The organism is Tardiphaga sp. 42S5, from assembly GCF_034044155.1.
GTDB lineage: Bacteria > Pseudomonadota > Alphaproteobacteria > Rhizobiales > Xanthobacteraceae > Tardiphaga > Tardiphaga robiniae.
Genome location: NZ_CP139027.1, coordinates 2,616,308 through 2,632,592 on the forward strand (window position 1 = coordinate 2,616,308; position 16,285 = coordinate 2,632,592).

The 16,285-nt window shown below is 61.4% G+C and carries 14 protein-coding genes; 10 read left to right on the forward strand and 4 right to left on the reverse strand.

From position 1 onward, the window contains the following. Nucleotides 1–569 precede the first annotated feature (569 nt). Nucleotides 570–1,388 carry a DUF2927 domain-containing protein gene (locus SFY93_RS12245; RefSeq protein WP_089268029.1) on the reverse strand — a complete coding sequence of 273 codons (819 nt, stop codon included), beginning with the start codon at nucleotides 1,386–1,388 and terminating at the stop codon, nucleotides 570–572. A gap of 105 nt (nucleotides 1,389–1,493) precedes the next feature. After that, the gene (locus SFY93_RS12250) at nucleotides 1,494–2,108 is read right to left on the reverse strand and encodes a L,D-transpeptidase (protein WP_081422064.1); all 615 of its coding nucleotides are present in this window, start codon (nucleotides 2,106–2,108) and stop codon (nucleotides 1,494–1,496) included. Between the two features lie 239 nt (nucleotides 2,109–2,347). Between SFY93_RS12250 and SFY93_RS12255 the strand changes: the two genes are divergently transcribed. From SFY93_RS12255 to SFY93_RS12265, 3 genes are all read left to right on the forward strand, one after another. Then, nucleotides 2,348–3,889: an acetolactate synthase large subunit gene (locus SFY93_RS12255; protein ID WP_320447292.1), complete on the forward strand. Its 1,542-nt coding sequence runs from the start codon at nucleotides 2,348–2,350 to the stop codon at nucleotides 3,887–3,889. Nucleotides 3,890–4,176: 287 nt separating this feature from the next. Next, a complete protein-coding gene (locus SFY93_RS12260; RefSeq protein ID WP_068737424.1) occupies nucleotides 4,177–4,395 on the forward strand; it encodes a hypothetical protein in 219 nt (72 codons plus the stop codon). Next, entirely contained in the window at nucleotides 4,392–4,622 is a 231-nt protein-coding gene (locus tag SFY93_RS12265) for a hypothetical protein (RefSeq protein ID WP_320447293.1), read from the forward strand. The genes SFY93_RS12260 and SFY93_RS12265 overlap by 4 nt, the downstream gene beginning before the upstream one ends. 15 nt (nucleotides 4,623–4,637) lie before the next feature. Here SFY93_RS12265 and SFY93_RS12270 read toward each other — a convergent pair whose 3' ends face one another. Beyond that, nucleotides 4,638–5,516, reverse strand: a complete 879-nt coding sequence (locus tag SFY93_RS12270) for an AraC family transcriptional regulator (protein ID WP_320447294.1) — start codon at nucleotides 5,514–5,516, stop codon at nucleotides 4,638–4,640. 143 nt (nucleotides 5,517–5,659) lie between these two features. Between SFY93_RS12270 and SFY93_RS12275 the strand changes: the two genes are divergently transcribed. The 7 genes from SFY93_RS12275 (at nucleotide 5,660) to SFY93_RS12305 (ending at nucleotide 15,174) form a co-directional block, all read left to right on the forward strand. Beyond that, nucleotides 5,660–6,589: a 2-hydroxyacid dehydrogenase gene (locus SFY93_RS12275; RefSeq protein WP_320447295.1), complete on the forward strand. Its 930-nt coding sequence runs from the start codon at nucleotides 5,660–5,662 to the stop codon at nucleotides 6,587–6,589. Between the two features lie 161 nt (nucleotides 6,590–6,750). After that, nucleotides 6,751–8,337, forward strand: coding sequence for an ABC transporter substrate-binding protein (locus SFY93_RS12280; RefSeq protein WP_320447296.1), 1,587 nt, complete (start codon nucleotides 6,751–6,753; stop codon nucleotides 8,335–8,337). A gap of 40 nt (nucleotides 8,338–8,377) precedes the next feature. Then, nucleotides 8,378–9,964: an ABC transporter substrate-binding protein gene (locus tag SFY93_RS12285; protein WP_320447297.1), complete on the forward strand. Its 1,587-nt coding sequence runs from the start codon at nucleotides 8,378–8,380 to the stop codon at nucleotides 9,962–9,964. 99 nt (nucleotides 9,965–10,063) lie between these two features. Further along, nucleotides 10,064–11,650, forward strand: coding sequence for an ABC transporter substrate-binding protein (locus SFY93_RS12290; protein ID WP_320447298.1), 1,587 nt, complete (start codon nucleotides 10,064–10,066; stop codon nucleotides 11,648–11,650). Beyond that, nucleotides 11,647–12,669 (forward strand): ABC transporter permease, encoded by a 1,023-nt coding sequence (locus tag SFY93_RS12295; protein WP_089268021.1) that lies wholly within the window; start codon nucleotides 11,647–11,649, stop codon nucleotides 12,667–12,669. The genes SFY93_RS12290 and SFY93_RS12295 overlap by 4 nt, the downstream gene beginning before the upstream one ends. 13 nt (nucleotides 12,670–12,682) lie before the next feature. Then, nucleotides 12,683–13,513 (forward strand): ABC transporter permease, encoded by an 831-nt coding sequence (locus SFY93_RS12300; protein WP_320447299.1) that lies wholly within the window; start codon nucleotides 12,683–12,685, stop codon nucleotides 13,511–13,513. 5 nt (nucleotides 13,514–13,518) lie between these two features. Next, nucleotides 13,519–15,174, forward strand: coding sequence for a dipeptide ABC transporter ATP-binding protein (locus SFY93_RS12305; protein ID WP_320447300.1), 1,656 nt, complete (start codon nucleotides 13,519–13,521; stop codon nucleotides 15,172–15,174). 59 nt (nucleotides 15,175–15,233) lie between these two features. Here the strand turns inward: SFY93_RS12305 and SFY93_RS12310 are convergent, their stop codons facing one another. Then, the gene (locus SFY93_RS12310) at nucleotides 15,234–16,214 is read right to left on the reverse strand and encodes a Bug family tripartite tricarboxylate transporter substrate binding protein (RefSeq protein WP_320447301.1); all 981 of its coding nucleotides are present in this window, start codon (nucleotides 16,212–16,214) and stop codon (nucleotides 15,234–15,236) included. Between the last annotated feature and the right edge of the window lie 71 nt (nucleotides 16,215–16,285).

A 16,285-nucleotide genomic window follows, 5' to 3' on the forward strand; every position in this document is an offset into this window, starting at 1 on the left:
GGTGCGGTGGACGCCGGAGATGCGGCGTTACGCGGTTCACGGGTGACGTCTGTCTTCGGGCAGGACGGATCTGCGCCAGCACTGCCACTGGCAAGGAGACGGCCGACCTTCGGAATGGACAGACCCCTGGACAGTGTGACGGACGACCAAGTCAAAACGTGTCCGGCCTATTCGCTTGAGGCTCCCTTCCCATCGCCTTGGGACTTTAATTCGGCGATCGGATCGTTCGCTGAGGCAAAGTGCAAGCAACCGAAAAAACACCGCAGGCGGAACGTCGGGCACTTGCTCGGCGCCTCCGAAAGTCCTGATGCATTATCCTTGCGGAAGACCGCATCGCATCAGGCCCAAGGGTGCAACGGGCACCCGGCGTTCCGCACGCCCTCTCACAAGGGGGCGGGAATGCAAGCGACGACGGCGCCCCCGCGCCGCAAACAATGGGGGCGATGACGCATGTCTGCAGAACAGTGGCTGTTTGAAATTTGGATCAGCAATGACGCGCAGGCGTTCGTGGAATCCCCCCGCCTGGCGAAGCTTCGCTTCGCGCGGGGGGAGGGATAAGAGAAGCGTCGCTAATCCTGCAGCTCGTTCACCTTGCTCACCCAGATACGCACGTCAGTGAGCACCTGCGGCAGCACGTCCTTGACCTCCTGCACGGTCATGCCGGCCTTGATGCGGGGATCGTAGAGGATGTTGAGGATGTACTGGTCGTAGACGTCGAAGAAGCCCATCTGGACGTTGTCGTTGAACATCGTCCACGGCACCGTACTGGTATCGTTGATCGGGCCCAGCGACTGCAGCAATTCCTCATAGGCGCAATCGAGAAAGACGAAGTCGCCATTGTCGACGGTGAGGATCACGTCGGAGCGTTCGATCTCGAAGGCCTCGTTCTTGCGGAAGCCGGACAGGCATTGCGGGTCGAGGGAGTCGCGGATCTCGTTGGCCCGGTCGGTGCCATAGAAGGTCGAGATGGTGCGATAGAGATCGCGGTCGCGCACCAGCTTCACCAGCACATTGGCGTCGTCGCGGTTGTCCGCCATGGCGATGTTGAGATGCTGCACCCGGCGCGCGATGTCGGTCACAACCTTGGCGATTTGAGCCTTGCGGTCGGCACGGCCCTCGGCGAAGACCCGCACCGGAAGCTCATATTTGCGGATGCGGTCGACGCGGCCGGCGAGGTGATACTCGGCGCCAAAGGCGGTCTTGAAAAAACCGTCGATGATCTCGCTGTCGGTAAAGGTCTTCTTCTCGGTGCGCTGGCGTGCGGTAACGGCGGGCGGCTCGCTCGCACCGGCATAAGACGGCTGCGGCACGAAGGCGGTCAAAGACGCTAGCGCCAGCAGCGCGGCAATCGTCCGGACGATGAATCGATCTGGTGTCGGGGCGGGCATTATTACTCAAGTTCTCGCAATGCGCGTATTTGCGCAAGCGTTCAGTGCCGCCCCCGCGGACAATTCGAAGGCTTCCCGCAGGAAGCCTTCGTTCTCAGGTCAAGCTCAGTTCTTGACGATGACCGTCGCGCCGACCGAGACGCGGTTATAGAGATCGGTGACATCGTCATTGGTCATGCGGAAGCATCCCGAGGACACGGCCTGCCCGATGGTCTCCGGCTCGTTCGAGCCGTGAATGCGGTACAGCGTCGAGCCGAGATACATGGCGCGGGCGCCGAGCGGGTTGTCGATGCCGCCGGGCATGTGGCGGGGCAAATCGGGCCGGCGGGCGAGCATCTGGGCCGGCGGGGTCCAGCTCGGCCATTCCTTCTTGGCGGTGACGCGGTGGACGCCGCCCCAGCGGAAGCCATCGCGGCCGACGCCGATGCCATAGCGCAGCGCCTGGCCACCCGGCTGCACCAGATAGAGCCGGCGCTCAGCGGTGTTCACAACGATGGTCCCCGGGGCGTAATTGCTGTGGAAGCCGACGGTCTGGCGCTGGATCGGGCCAGAGCTGTTGCCGCCGCCATTGCCGAAATTGGAGAAGAAGTTGGAGAGCGACGGGCCGTCGTCGACCTCGAAGTCCTGCGCCGGCGGCTGGTTGCGAACGCGTGCATCGGCAGGAAACGCAATTGTGGTGAACGCGGCTGCGGCAAAAAAGAGAGCAAAAAGGCGCTTCATCATGGTCCTCGCCAGAAAAAATTGAGGCCCAAGACAGGCCATAAATCGCCCCGATCCGCAACCCACGGCCGTGTGAGGACAGCCCGGATGGAGCGATAATAACCGGCGTTCAGCCCGCCCCGCGGCCCTCACAACGAAGCCTTGCGTTCCGACCCTTTGACGGGCCCTCCGAACAATGGTTCATCAGCCCCCGAGATCAAGAAACCGAGATACGACCCTGAATCAAACGGAGTGAGACGATGAACGGTGCGGAAAGCCTGGTGCGGACATTGGTGGCGGGCAATGTGGATGTCTGCTTTGCCAATCCGGGAACGTCGGAAATGCATTTCGTTGCGGCGCTCGACCGCGTCGAAGGCATGCGCTGCGTGCTCGGCCTGTTCGAAGGCATCGTCACCGGCGCGGCGGATGGCTACTTCCGCATGAAAGGCACCCCGGCCTCGACGCTGCTGCATCTCGGTCCCGGCCTCGCCAATGGCCTCGCCAACCTGCACAACGCCAAGAAGGCCAATTCGGGCATCGTCAACATCGTCGGCCAGCATGCCGTCTATCACATCGAATACAACGCGCCGCTGACCTCGGACATCGAGGGCCTCGCCCGTCCGATGTCGCAGTGGGTGCACACCTCGCCGGATTCCAAGTCGGTGGCCAAGGACGGCGCCGCAGCAATTGCCGCCGCCAAGGATCGCCAGATCGCGACGCTGATCCTGCCCGCTGACACCGCATGGGGCGCGGCTGATGGTGTGGCGCCGGTGCCGGCCGAGAAGCAGAGCGCCGGCTATTCGGCGCAGGCCGTCGAGACTGCCGCCAAGATCATGAAGGACGGTGGCGCCTCGACACTGCTGCTGATGACCGGCCAGGGGCTGACCGAAAAGGGCCTGGCGCTGGCCGAGCAGATCGCCGGCAAGACCGGCTGCAAGGTGATGGGCCAGACCTACAATCCGCGCATGGCGCGCGGTCGTGGCCGCTTCTCCATCGATCGCATTCCCTATGTGATCGAAGCCGCACTTCCGCTGCTGAAGGACTTCAAGAACATCGTGCTGGTGGAAGCCAACGATCCCGTGGCCTTCTTCGCTTATCCGAACAAGCCGAGCATGCTGAAGCCGGAAGGCTGCGAAGTGCATCGCATCACCGCCGGCGGCGAGAACTCGATCGCTGCGCTGGAAGCGCTGGCCGGCGCGCTCGGTGCCAAGCCGTCGGATGTGAAGCCGCAGAAGCTCGCCGAATTGGTGAAGCCGACCGGCGCGCTGAACCACACCACGATTGCGCAGGCGATTGCCTATGCGATTCCTGAAAACGCCATCATGGTCGATGAGTCGCTGACCACCGGCCGCGGCTTCTTCCCGCCGACCGCAGCGGCTGCGCCGCATGACTGGCTGCAGAACATGGGTGGCTCGATCGGCTTCTCGACCCCGGTCGCCACCGGCGCCGCCGTGGCCTGCCCGGATCGCAAGGTGATCTGCATGGTCGGTGACGGCAGCGCGATGTACACGCTGCAGTCGCTGTGGACCCAGGCCCGCGAAGAGCTCGACATCACCACCATCGTGTTCGCCAACCGCAAGTATCAAATCCTGCTCGGTGAATTCGCCGGCGTCGATGCCGGCGAGCCCGGCCAGCGCGCCCTCGATATGCTCAACCTCGACCGTCCGACGCTCGACTGGGTGTCGCTCGCCAAGGGCATGGGCGTCCCCGGCGTCTCGGTGTCCAACGTCGACGACTTCAACAAGGCGCTCGCCAACGCGATCGCAGCGAAGGGCCCGAAGCTGATCGAAGTGGTGATGTAAGCAGCGGGTATCACCGCAGCTGACAAATACCCCGCTACCAGATGGGTGGCTGCCAAATAGAGAAAGGCTCCGGATCACTCCGGAGCCTTTTCAGTACTGTTCCCTACTGACGAAATGATACCAATGGAAACACGTTCCGATTTTCCGCCACAAATCCACGCAGCGCTTTCTCCGGCAGGGATTGTGCCCTGCAACCTGGGTGCATCGGGAACAATAGTTGTGAACATCGCGTTGCAAAGGGACAGCTACCGCACAGACAAGTTATTTCAGCGCACTCATAAGATCAGATGGCAAAAAATCGTTGGGACGACGAACAGATTGAAATTTTGAAAGGGCTTATCGCGCGTAAAGTATCGCTGGCCAGAGCCGCGGTGATCATGAAACGACCGCAGAGTTCCGTTCAGATCCAGGCACGCCGGCTCGGAGCACCATTCCCCGGTGTTCGAGCGACCAAGGCGCGGCTGAAAGCGCAAATCGATGAAGCCGAGAAGAAAGCGTTGCGGTGAAAAGCGCGATTGAGCTTGTGGTTGCCGCCTATGTCGATACGAACCAGCTAAGCGCGTTGCAAGATCTCAAGGTGCATCGCGAAACGCTGGCGGCGTCCGTCCGCAACAGAATGGACTTCAATTTCGGGGTGCTGCTCGGGCAGCTCGACGACGACATCCGCGAGATCGAAGCCGGCATCCGGCGTTTGCGCGCTACGATGGAAGCGCGGCCAGCGGTCGAGTCCTAAGGAGGTGCGCGTCGGTCACGTTGCCAAGTCCTCCGTCTGTTCGCTCCAGCGCAGATAGTCGCGTGGTGAAATTCCCATCGAGCGACGGAACATGGCGCTGAAGGCACTCGGACTATCATAGCCGAGATCGAGCGCTACATTGGTCACCGGTTCGCGCATGGTCAGGCGCGACAGCGCTTCCATCAATCGCACCTGCTGGCGCCATTCGGCGAAGCTCATGCCGGTCTCGCGGCGAAAAAGCCGTGTCAGCGTGCGTCGTCCGAGGCCGCCGATCTGCGACCAGGATTCCAGATCCTGATTGTTGCCGGGCTCGCGCAGGATCGCCTCGCAGATACGCGCGAGGCGGCGGTCCTGCGGCATCGGCGCACGCAGCGGCACCGCGGGCATGCGGCCGATTTCCGCGAGCATCAAATTCATGATCTGCCCTTCGCGGCCATCCATATCGTATTCAGTCGGGAAGGTGACGGCTTCGTTGAGCAGTGCGCGCACCAGCGAGGAGACTTCCATCAGCTGGCACGACGTCGGTAGGCCGTCGGCTGCTTCGGGTTCGACATAGAGCGTACGCAGCTGCACGGTGCCCCAGCAGCGGCTTTGATGGACGACGCCGGGCGGGATCCACAGCGCGTGCTGCGGCGATACGGTCCAGCTGCCGGTCTCGGTGATCACGGTCATGACGCCGGTCAGGCCATGGAGAAATTGCGCGCGGCGGTGGCTATGCCGGACGCCGACGCCGCCCGAGGAGAATTCGGCGGCCATCGCAACCACCGGGCGTTGTGCGGCCTGTAGTGCATCGGCGCGGCGGCCGCTGGCCTCGAAGCCGGAAAAACTCACCATGGCCGGCGGCGCGACGCGCTGGCGCGGCGTGGCGCATGAAATTGAAGAGATATGGCCCATACGCGACAAATCCTGACCCTGTGAAGACGGAGATGATGCGCCAACATCGTACCCTGGGATAGAGGTTTTGAGCGCATCGTTCCGGACGTTGCCATTCTCAAAGCAGGCTTCATGCCAATGGCAGAAACAAACGCAGAAATTCGATGACCCGCATTACTCTCATGACAACCCTGTCCAACACGATGGGCTTTCTGGAAGACCATCTGAAGCGGGCGGTTCCCGGCGCAGTCGTGACCACTTGGCCGGAAGTGGGGGCGCTGGACGGGGAGGTTGTGATCTGCTGGAAACCACCCGCGGGCGTGATGGCGACCATGCCGAATTTGCGGCTGATCCACTCCATCGCCGCCGGTGTGGACAATGTGTTGTCCGACACGACACTGCCGGACCTGCCGCTGTGCCGGATTGTGGATCCGCTGCTGGGCAAGGCGATGGCCGAATATGTGCTCTGGGGCACGCTGTATTTTCATCGCGAATTTGATCGCGTCTCCACCAATGCCCGCAATGGGCACTGGCATCGCTACGATCAGGTCGCTGCCGCCGACAAGCGTGTCGGTATCCTCGGTCTCGGCACCCTCGGAATCCAGGCTGCCACGCTGCTGAAATCGGTTGGCTACAAGGTCTCCGGCTGGTTGCGCTCCGCAAAACAGGTCGAGGGTGTGGACGTCTTCGCCGGCGACGCCGCGCTCGACGATTTCCTGGCGCAGACCGATATTCTGGTCTGCCTGCTGCCGCTAACGCAGAGCACGATGGGAATCCTGAATGCCGACCGCTTCGCCCGCCTCCCGAAAGGGGCGGCACTTATTCTCTGCAGCCGCGGCGAGCATCTGAATGTCCCCGATCTCGTCGCATCGTTGCGTTCGGGCCATCTGCGCGGCGCGGTTCTCGACGTGTTCGACAAGGAGCCGTTGCGGCCTGACAATCCTCTCTGGACGGAGCCGGGTATTCTGGTGACGCCGCACATGGCCGGATTGGCCAAGCCACGCGTCATTGCCGACCAGATCGCCGAGAATATCCGCCGTCTCAAGACTGGAGAGATTCTACTCAACCGCGTCGATCCGGCACTGGGATACTGAATGCCTGCTCATTCACGGAACATGTTCGGTTCTCAGACAACGCCGGCCCGATCGCGATGATGATCGGCCCGGCGACGGCGGCGGCTTGAATTTTGCAAGCTCATCCTTGCGCGTCAGTGCAACCCTGACGTTCAACCCTCTGTGTCCATCGGGAGAGCTGAATGAATCGACGTGAGTTTGCGAAATTGCTGGGCCTGAGCGCTACGGCGCTGTCGGGCATCCCGCTCGGCATCACCCGCGCCACGGGGCAGACCAGAGGCGGTACGCTCAATACGATTATCCAGCCCGAACCGCCGATCCTGGTCACGGCGATCAATCAGCAACAGCCGACCCTCACCGTTGGCGGCAAACTCTATGAGAGCCTGCTGCGTTACGATTTCGATCTCAAGCCGATTCCCGGCCTCGCCAAATCCTGGGAGGTTTCGCCGGACGGGCTGACCTACACGTTCAAGCTGTTCCCGAACATCACGTTTCACGACGGCAAGCCGCTGACCTCGGAAGACGTGATCTTCACCATGACCAAGGTGCTGATGGAAACCCATGCGCGCGGTCGCGTGACATTTGCGCGCATCGCAAAGGCGGAAGCGCCCGATCCACTGACGGTGATCTTCACGCTGAAGTCGCCGTTCGCGCCGTTCCTGACGTCGCTGGATTGCACCACGGCGCCGATCCTGCCGAAGCACATCTATGAAGGTACCGATTATCGCAAGAATCCCGCCAATGCCCAGGCGATCGGCTGCGGTCCGTTCAAGCTCAAGGAGTGGGTCAAGGGATCGCACATTCATTTTGTCCGGCACGAAGGTTACCATCGGCCGGGCGAGCCCTATCTCGACGAAATCATCTACCGCGCGATCCCCGATGGTGCGTCGCGTACCGTGGCGGTCGAGCAGGGCAAGGTGCAGCTGACGCAGTGGGGCGATATCGAATTCTTCGAGGTGCCGCGGCTGTCGAAACTGCCGAATTACGAGGTGTCCACCAAGGGCTACGAGTTCTTTGCGCCGCATCAATGGATTGAACTCAATAATCGCATCAAGCCGATGGACGACAAGCGTTTTCGTCAGGCCGTAATGCATGCGATCGACCGCAAGGCGATGCTGCAGCGAATCTATTTCGGGCTCGGCAAGCTGGCGACCGGCCCGATCTCGTCGAAGACACGGTTCTACGACAAGAACGTCAAGACGTATGACTACTCCCTCGACAAGGCGAAAGCGCTGCTCGACGAGATGGGGCTGAAGCCGGGTCCGGATGGCAAGCGCGTCACGCTGCGCTATCTGATCTCGCCGGTCAGCGAGGCCAATACGCGGGCCGCCGAATTCCTGCGCCAGTCACTCGGGCGCGTCGGCATCGATCTGCAATTGCAGACCACCGATATCGCCGGCTGGGCGCAAAAGTTCGCCGATTGGGATTACGATATGACCGGCAACCTGGTCTACCAGTTCGGCGATCCCGCGCTCGGCGTCGCGCGCACCTACATCACATCGAATATCAAGAAGGGCATCCTGTTCTCGAACACTGCCGGCTATTCCAATCCGGAAGTTGATCGCCTGTTCGAAGAAGCAGCCGTGGCAACATCTGATGACAAGCGGCAGGAGCTCTATAGCCAGGTCCAGAGAATTCTCGTTGAGGATGTTCCAGTGGTCTGGACGTTCGAGCAGGACTATCCGAACTTCATCGACAAGCGGCTGAAGAACGTGCTGTCGACGGCGATCGGGGTGCACGAGACATTCGGGGCGGTGAGTTTCGGATGACGTTGAACGCTTCAAATATCTTTGCTACAAAGGAATTAAGATGAATAGACGTGAATTCGCGAAGCTATTGGGTTTGAGTGCGACGGCGCTTTCGGGAATTCCCCTCGGCGTCACGCGCGCCGTCGGTCAGACCAAGGGTGGTACTCTCAACACGATCATTCAGCCCGAGCCGCCGATCCTGGTGACGGCGCTCAACCAGCAACAGCCGACACTGACGCTTGGCGGCAAGATCTATGAGAGCTTGCTGCGCTACGGCTCCGATCTCAAGCCGCTGCCTGGTCTCGCTGAGTCCTGGTCCGTTTCGCCCGACGGCCTCGTCTATACGTTCAAGCTGTTTCCGGGCATCACCTTCCATGACGGCAAGCCGCTGACCTCGGAAGACGTGGTGTTCTCGGTCACCAAGGTCCTCGTCGAAACCCACGCGCGTGCGCGCGGCACCTTCCTGCGCATCGACAAGGCCGAAGCGCCCGATCCGCTCACGGTGGTGTTCACGCTGAAGGCGCCGTTCGCGCCGTTCCTCAATTCATTCGATTGCACCACCGCGCCGATCGTGCCGAAGCACATCTATGACGGCACCGATTTCCGCAAGAACCCTGCCAACGCGCAGGCGATCGGCTCGGGCCCGTTCAAGCTCAAGGAATGGGTCAAGGGCTCACACGTTCATCTCGTCAAGCACGAGGGTTATTACCGCAAGGGCGAGCCGCATCTCGACGAAATTATCTACCGCGTCATTCCGGACGGCGCATCGCGCGCCGTCGCGCTCGAACAGGGCAAGGTCCAATTGACGCAGTGGACCGACGTCGAACTGTTCGACGTCGCGCGTCTCTCGAAGCTGCCCAATGTGGAAATGACCACCAAGGGCTACGAGTTCTTTGCGCCGCATTTCTGGCTGGAGTTCAATCTTCGCGTCAAGCCGATGGACGACAAGCGTTTCCGTCAGGCCGTCATGTTCGCCGTCGATCGCAAGGCGCTGCTGCAGCGCGTGTTCTTCAATCTCGGCAAGGTCGCGACCGGACCGGTTTCGTCGAAGACGCGGTTCTACGAAAAGGATGTCAAGCAGTACGATTACTCGCTGGACAAGGCGAAGGCTCTGCTCGACGAGATGGGCTTGAAGCCCGGCGCCGACGGCAAGCGCGTCAGCATCAAATTCCTGGTTCCGCCCTACGGCGAAATCTGGCAGCGCTCGGCTGAATATTTCAAGCAGTCGCTCGGCCGCGTCGGCATCGATCTGCAACTGGAAAATCTCGATCTTGCCGGCTGGGCCGAGCGCACCAGCAACTGGAATTACGAGATGACCTGTAATCTGCTTTACCAGTTCGGCGATCCGGCACTGGGCGTGTCGCGCAGTTACATCACGGCGAATATCCGTAAGGGTATTCTGTTCTCAAATATCGCGGGCTATTCCAATCCGGAAGTAGACCGGCTATTCGAGGAAGCCGCCGTGGCGACCTCTGACGCAAAACGTCAGGAACTCTACACGGCCGTGCAGAAAATTGTCATAGAAGAAGTCCCGATCGCATGGATGGTCGAGCAAGACTTCCCCAACTTCATCGACAAGCGGTTGAAGAACGTCATCACCACCGGCATCGGTGTGCACGAGACTTTTGGAGCCGTGACGCTCGGTTGAAGATAGGGTCACTCAAAGTCACTTGATGACTCGGCTGCAGCCAGATGTGCAAGCGTCTGGCTGCAGCCACTGTTAGATGCACTGTTAAAGGACTAGGTTATGAATAGACGTGAATTCGCAAAGCTGATGGGCGTGAGTGCGGTTGCGCTCTCGGGTATCCCTCTCGGCATCACTCGTGCCGCTGGTCAGACCAAGGGCGGCACGTTGAACACGATCATTCAGCCAGAGCCTCCGATTCTCGTCACTGCACTTAACCAGCAGCAGCCAACGCTGACCCTGGGCGGCAAGATCTATGAGAGCCTGCTGCGTTACAGCCCTGACCTCAAGCCGCTTCCCGGTCTCGCACAGTCGTGGGAAGTGTCGCCGGACGGCCTGACCTATACGTTCAAGCTGTTTCCGGGCATCACCTTCCACGACGGCAAGCCGCTGACGGCGGACGATGTCATCTTCTCGATGACCAAGCTGCTGCCGGAGACCCATGCACGTGCGCGCGGGATTTACTCGCGTATCGAAAAGGCAGACGCGCCGGATCCGCTCACCGTGGTGTTCAAGCTGAAGTCGACCTTTGCCCCGTTCCTGACCGCGCTCGACTGCACGACGGGTCCGATCGTGCCGAAGCATATCTATGACGGCACGGAATATCGCAAGAATCCGGCCAATGCGCAGGCGATCGGTTCGGGCCCGTTCAAGCTGAAGGAATGGGTGAAGGGCTCGCATGTTCATCTCGTCAAGCACGAAGGCTACTACCGCAAGGATCAGCCGTGTCTCGACGAAATCATCTACCGCATCATTCCCGACTCGGCGTCACGCGCCGTTGCGCTGGAGCAGGGCAAGATTCAGCTGACGCAGTGGAACGACATCGAAATGTTCGATGTGGCGCGGCTGTCGAAGCTGCCGAATTTCGAGATGACCACCAAGGGCTACGAATATTTCGCACCGCATCAGTGGCTCGAGCTCAACAACCGCATCAAGCCAATGGATGACAAGCGTTTCCGTCAGGCCATTGCCTATGCGCTCGATCTGAAATCGATGGCACAGCGCGTTTACTTCGGTCTGCCCAAGGTTGCGACCGGTCCGGTGTCGTCGGCGACCAGGTTCTACGAGAAGGACGTCAAGCGTTACGACTACTCGCTCGACAAGGCGAAGGCGCTGCTCGACGAGATGGGGCTCAAGCCGGGTGCTGGCGGCAAACGCGTTACCATCAAGTATCTCACCCCGCCCTATGGTGAAATCTATCAGCGCGCGGCCGAGTTCATTCGCCAGTCGCTCGGCCGCGTCGGCATCGACGTGCAGATCGAGAACACCGATGTCGGTGGCTGGGCCGAGAAGTTCAGCAACTGGGACTACGAGATGACGGGCAACCTGGTCTATCAGTTCGGCGATCCCGCACTCGGCGTGTCGCGCACCTACATCTCGTCGAATATCAAGAAGGGCATCCTGTTCTCGAACACGGCAGGCTATTCCAATCCGGAAGTCGACCGTCTGTTCGAAGAGGCTGCAACCTCGACCTCCGAGGCCAAGCGTCAGGAACTCTACAGCCAGGTGCAGAAGATCCTAGTCGAGGATGTGCCGGTGGTCTGGATGTTCGAGCAGGCCTATCCCACATTCATCGACAAGCGCCTCAAGAACGTGACTACAACAGCGATCGGCGTGCATGAATCGTTCAGCGACGTGAGCTTCGGATGACGGCGGTATCGGTCAATGCAAAAGGCGGTCGCGTGTTCGCGATCGCCCTCGCGCTTGCGGGGTGGTTTGTCAAATTCGTAGCCGTCGTTTTGGTCATTGCGACCTTCAACTTTATTCTCGTTCATGCCGCACCTGGCGACCCCGCGCAGGTGATTGCCGGCCAGAGCGGCGCATCCGACGAAAAGCTTCTGGCGCAGCTGCGCGCTGAATATGGGCTCGATAAACCCTATCCAATTCAGCTCGCCACCTATCTGAAGCGCGTCGTGACGCTCGACCTTGGTTATTCCTATCGCCAGCAGCGGACCGTGGCGTCGCTCATTCTCGAGCGTCTGCCAGCGACGCTGCTGCTGACGGCGACGGCTTTCAGCCTCGCGCTTCTGTCAGGCATCATTCTTGGCACGCTGGCCGGTGTCCGCGCCGGCAAGTGGTCCGACACGGTGCTGACCGTCGTGTCGTTGCTGCTTTATGCAACGCCGGTGTTCTGGCTTGGCCTGATGCTGGTGTTGCTGTTTTCGGTGCAACTAGATTGGCTGCCGGCGTTTGGTTATGTCACCATCGGTGTGCCGATGACCGCACTGCAGCGCATGGTCGATATCGGCTGGCATTTGATCCTGCCCGCCGTGTCGCTCGCAGCGGTGTATCTCGCGATCTACACGCGTCTGATGCGCTCTTCGGTGCTGGACGTTACCCATCAGGACTTTATCAAGACCGCCAAGGCCAAGGGTCTGAAGCAGGGCCGTATCATCATTCGACATATCCTGCGCAATGCGATGCTGCCCATCGTGACTGTCGCCGGCATGCAGGCCGGTGCACTGGTGGGTGGCGCGGTGGTGATCGAGACCGTGTTCGCCTGGCCGGGTCTCGGCCGTCTCATCTATGACGCGCTGTTGCAGCGCGACTATCCGGTGTTGCTGGGCGTGTTCCTGGTGATGTCGGTGATCGTGATCGCGCTCAACCTTCTTACCGATGCGATCTACCGGGTGATCGATCCGCGCGTCTCCGTGCGCGCGGCATCGTGAACGGGATTATATGATGTCTACGCTCAAATCGTTTCTCCACCATCCCACCGGGATGATTGGTCTAATCGTCCTCCTCGCGGTGGTCCTCCTCGCCGTGACGGCTCCGTGGCTGTTCCCCGACGACCCCTGGGATATGGTCGGCGCGCCGTTCCAGCCGCCGTTCAGCGAAGGGCTCTGGCTCGGCTCCGATATGCTCGGCCGTGATGTCGCTGCCGGCATCGCGCATGGTGCGCGCATCTCGCTGATCATCGGCGTCATTTCGACACTGACCTCCCTGGTTATCGGCGTCACCATCGGCGCCATCGCCGGCTATTTCGGCGGCAAGGTCGATGAGGTGATGATGCGTATCACCGAACTGTTCCAGACCATCCCGGGCTTCATTCTTGCGATTTTGCTGGTCGCGACCATCGGACCGAAGATCTCCAACATCATCTTCGCCATCGGTATTGTCAGCTGGCCGCCGCTGGCACGCTTGACGCGTGCGGAGTTCATGCGGCTGCGCGGGCGTGAGTTCGTTCAGGCTGCGGTCTGCCAGGGCCAGCGTCCGCTGACCGTGGTGCTGCGCCGCATCCTGCCGAACGCGATCTCGCCGATTATCGTCACCGGATCGCTTGCGGTCGCTAGCGCCATCCTGATCGAGAGCGCCTTGAGCTTCATGGGTCTCGGCGATCCCAATCTGATGTCCTGGGGCTTCATGATCGGCGCCGCACGCACCGTGATCCGGCAGGCGTGGTGGATGAGCGTGTTTCCCGGTCTCGCCATCCTGCTCACGGTGCTCGCCATCAATCTCGTGGGTGAAGGCCTAAACGACACGCTGAACCCCCGCATCTCACGCAAGCGATAGTATTCATGACCGACAAAACACTGCTTGCCATTGAGAACGTCTCCATCAGCCTGCCGCCGGGCGCTGATCGTCCTTTCGCAATCGAAGACGTGTCGCTCACCGTCAACCGCAACGAGATCGTGTGTCTGGTCGGTGAGTCCGGCTCCGGCAAGTCGATGACTGCGCATGCGATCCTGCGGCTGCTGCCCGACCGGACCGGCGTTGCCCAAGGCAGCATCAGCTTCAACGGCAACGACATCGCCAAGGCCGATGAGCCGACGATGCGCAAGCTGCGCGGCGGCGCGATCTCGATGATCTTTCAGGAGCCGCTCAGCGCACTCAATCCGCTGGCCCGTGTCGGCCAGCAGATTGCGGAATCGATCATCACACACACCAAGCCGACGCCGTCCAAGGAGGCGGTAGATGCGCGCGTGCAGGAACTGATCCGGGACGTCGGTCTACCGGATCCGGTGGCGCTCGCGCGCAGCTTCCCTTTCCAGCTCTCCGGTGGGCAGCGCCAGCGCATCATGATCGCCATGGCGATGGCCAACAATCCGGCGTTGCTGCTGGCCGACGAGCCGACCACGGCGCTCGACGTCACCACGCAGAAGCAGATTCTGGCGCTGGTGAAGAAGCTCCAGTCGGAGCGCGGCATGGGCGTGCTGCTGATCACCCACGATTTCGGCGTCGTTGCCGACGTCGCCGATCGCGTCGTGGTCATGCGCAACGGCCGTGTCGTTGAGCAGGGCACCGTCGACGAGGTCCTGCGTAATCCGAAGGACGATTACACCAAGAGCCTGATCGCCGCCGTCCCCGGCGCGCGCTCGCTGACCAAAGCCGATCGCAAGATCACCGGTGAGCCGCTGCTCGATGCGGTTGGCTTGAACAAGACCTTCATCACCAAACAGGGCATGTTCCTACCGCCGCGCCGAACCGACGCGGTGCAGAACATCTCGCTCGGCCTGAAGGCGCGCGAGACCGTGGCCATCGTCGGCGAGTCCGGCTCCGGCAAGTCCACGCTCGGGCGGCTGATCATGCGATTGATCGAGCCTGATACGGGCTCGGTGCATTTCGATGGCAAGGATCTGCTATCACAGCGCGGTGAGCGGCTGCGCCAGATGCGCCGCAAGATTCAGATCGTGTTCCAGGATCCCTTCGCGGCGCTAGACCCGAGGCAAAAGGTCGGCGACGCCATTGCTGGCGGTCCGATTGCCTATGGCACGCCTTCGAAGGAAGCGATGGCCGATGCCAAGCGCCTGCTGGCCCGCGTTGGCCTGCAGGAGAGTGCCGCCAATCGCTATCCGCACGAATTCTCCGGCGGTCAGCGGCAGCGCATCTGTATCGCGCGTGCGCTGGCCCTGAAGCCTTCGGTGCTGGTCGCGGACGAAGCCGTCTCGGCGCTCGACGTGTCGGTGCAGGCGCAGGTGCTGCAGCTGCTCGCCGAACTGCGCGAGGAGATGAACCTGGCCATGATCTTCATTACCCATGACTTGCGCGTCGCTGCTGAAATCGCCGACCGCATCGTGGTGATGCGGCGTGGTGAGATCGTCGAGCAGGGCGAAACGCAGAAGATCTTCCAGAATCCGAGCGACGCCTATACGCGTGCGCTGCTGGATGCGATCCCCGGCCGCGCGATGTTCGCCGGTCCGGGCGCCAGGCGGGCGGAAGTCGCTTCCGTATAAAATTAAGCCCGCCAGACGCAGGTTGCCGCGTCCGGTGGGCTTTCGTGTGTTCGCTCGGATCAGTCGAGCTTGACGTTGGCCTCGGTCACGACCTTGCGCCAGCGCGCCACCTCGGCCGACACCATCTTGCCGAAGTCGGCACCGGCCACATCAGGCACGTCGGAGCCGTTGCGTTCCCACGCTTCCTTGATCGCCGGCACTTGCAATGCAGCTTTCAATTCCTTCGCCATGCGCTCGACCACGTCGGGCGGCGTGCCCTTGGGGGCGAATAGCCCGTACCAGGTGGCGACTTCATAGTTTGGCAAACCGGCTTCCGCCGCGGTCGGCAGATCGGGGAAGGCTGCCACGCGCTTCGGAGCTGCGATCGCCAGCGCGCGGAGTTGTCCGGCGCGGATTGGCGCAGCCGATGAGCCGAGACCGTCGAACACGACGGGCACGTGACCGGCGATCAGGTCCTGCATGGCCGGTCCGGCGCCGCGATAGGGCACGTGCTGGATCTTGGTCTGGGTCAGGATCTTGAACAGCTCGCCGGCCAGGTGATGCGTGGTGCCGGCGCCGGCCGAACCATAGGAGAGCTTGTCCGGATTGGCCTTCGCATAGGCGATGAATTCACCCAGCGTCTTGGCGGCGACCTTGTCGGGATTGACCACGATGACCTGTGGCGGCCGTGCGATCAGCGCCACCGGGATGAAGTCTTTCTCGATGTCGTAATCGAGGGTGGGATAGAGCGACGGCGCGATCGCGTGATGCGCGGCGCCCATGAAGAAGGTGTAGCCGTCAGGCGCCGCCTTGGCCGCTGCCGAGGCGCCGACCGTGCCGCCGGCACCGGCGCGGTTCTCGATGATGACGCGCTTGCCGAGTTGGGTATCGAGCTGTGCGGCCAGTGGCCGCGCAAAGGCATCTGTGCCGCCGCCGGCGGCGAAGGGCACAATGAAGGTGACTTGTTTTTGTGGCCATGCCTGGGCGTGAGCGCCTGACGTCATGGCAGAACAGCTGGCCATGGCGGCGAGCAAGGCGACGTGAACGGCTTTGATCCGCACGGAATCCTCCCGATTTTATTGCGTCATTGGGGACGCTTGGTCTTATGTTCTGCGAGATAGGGCGCGGATGC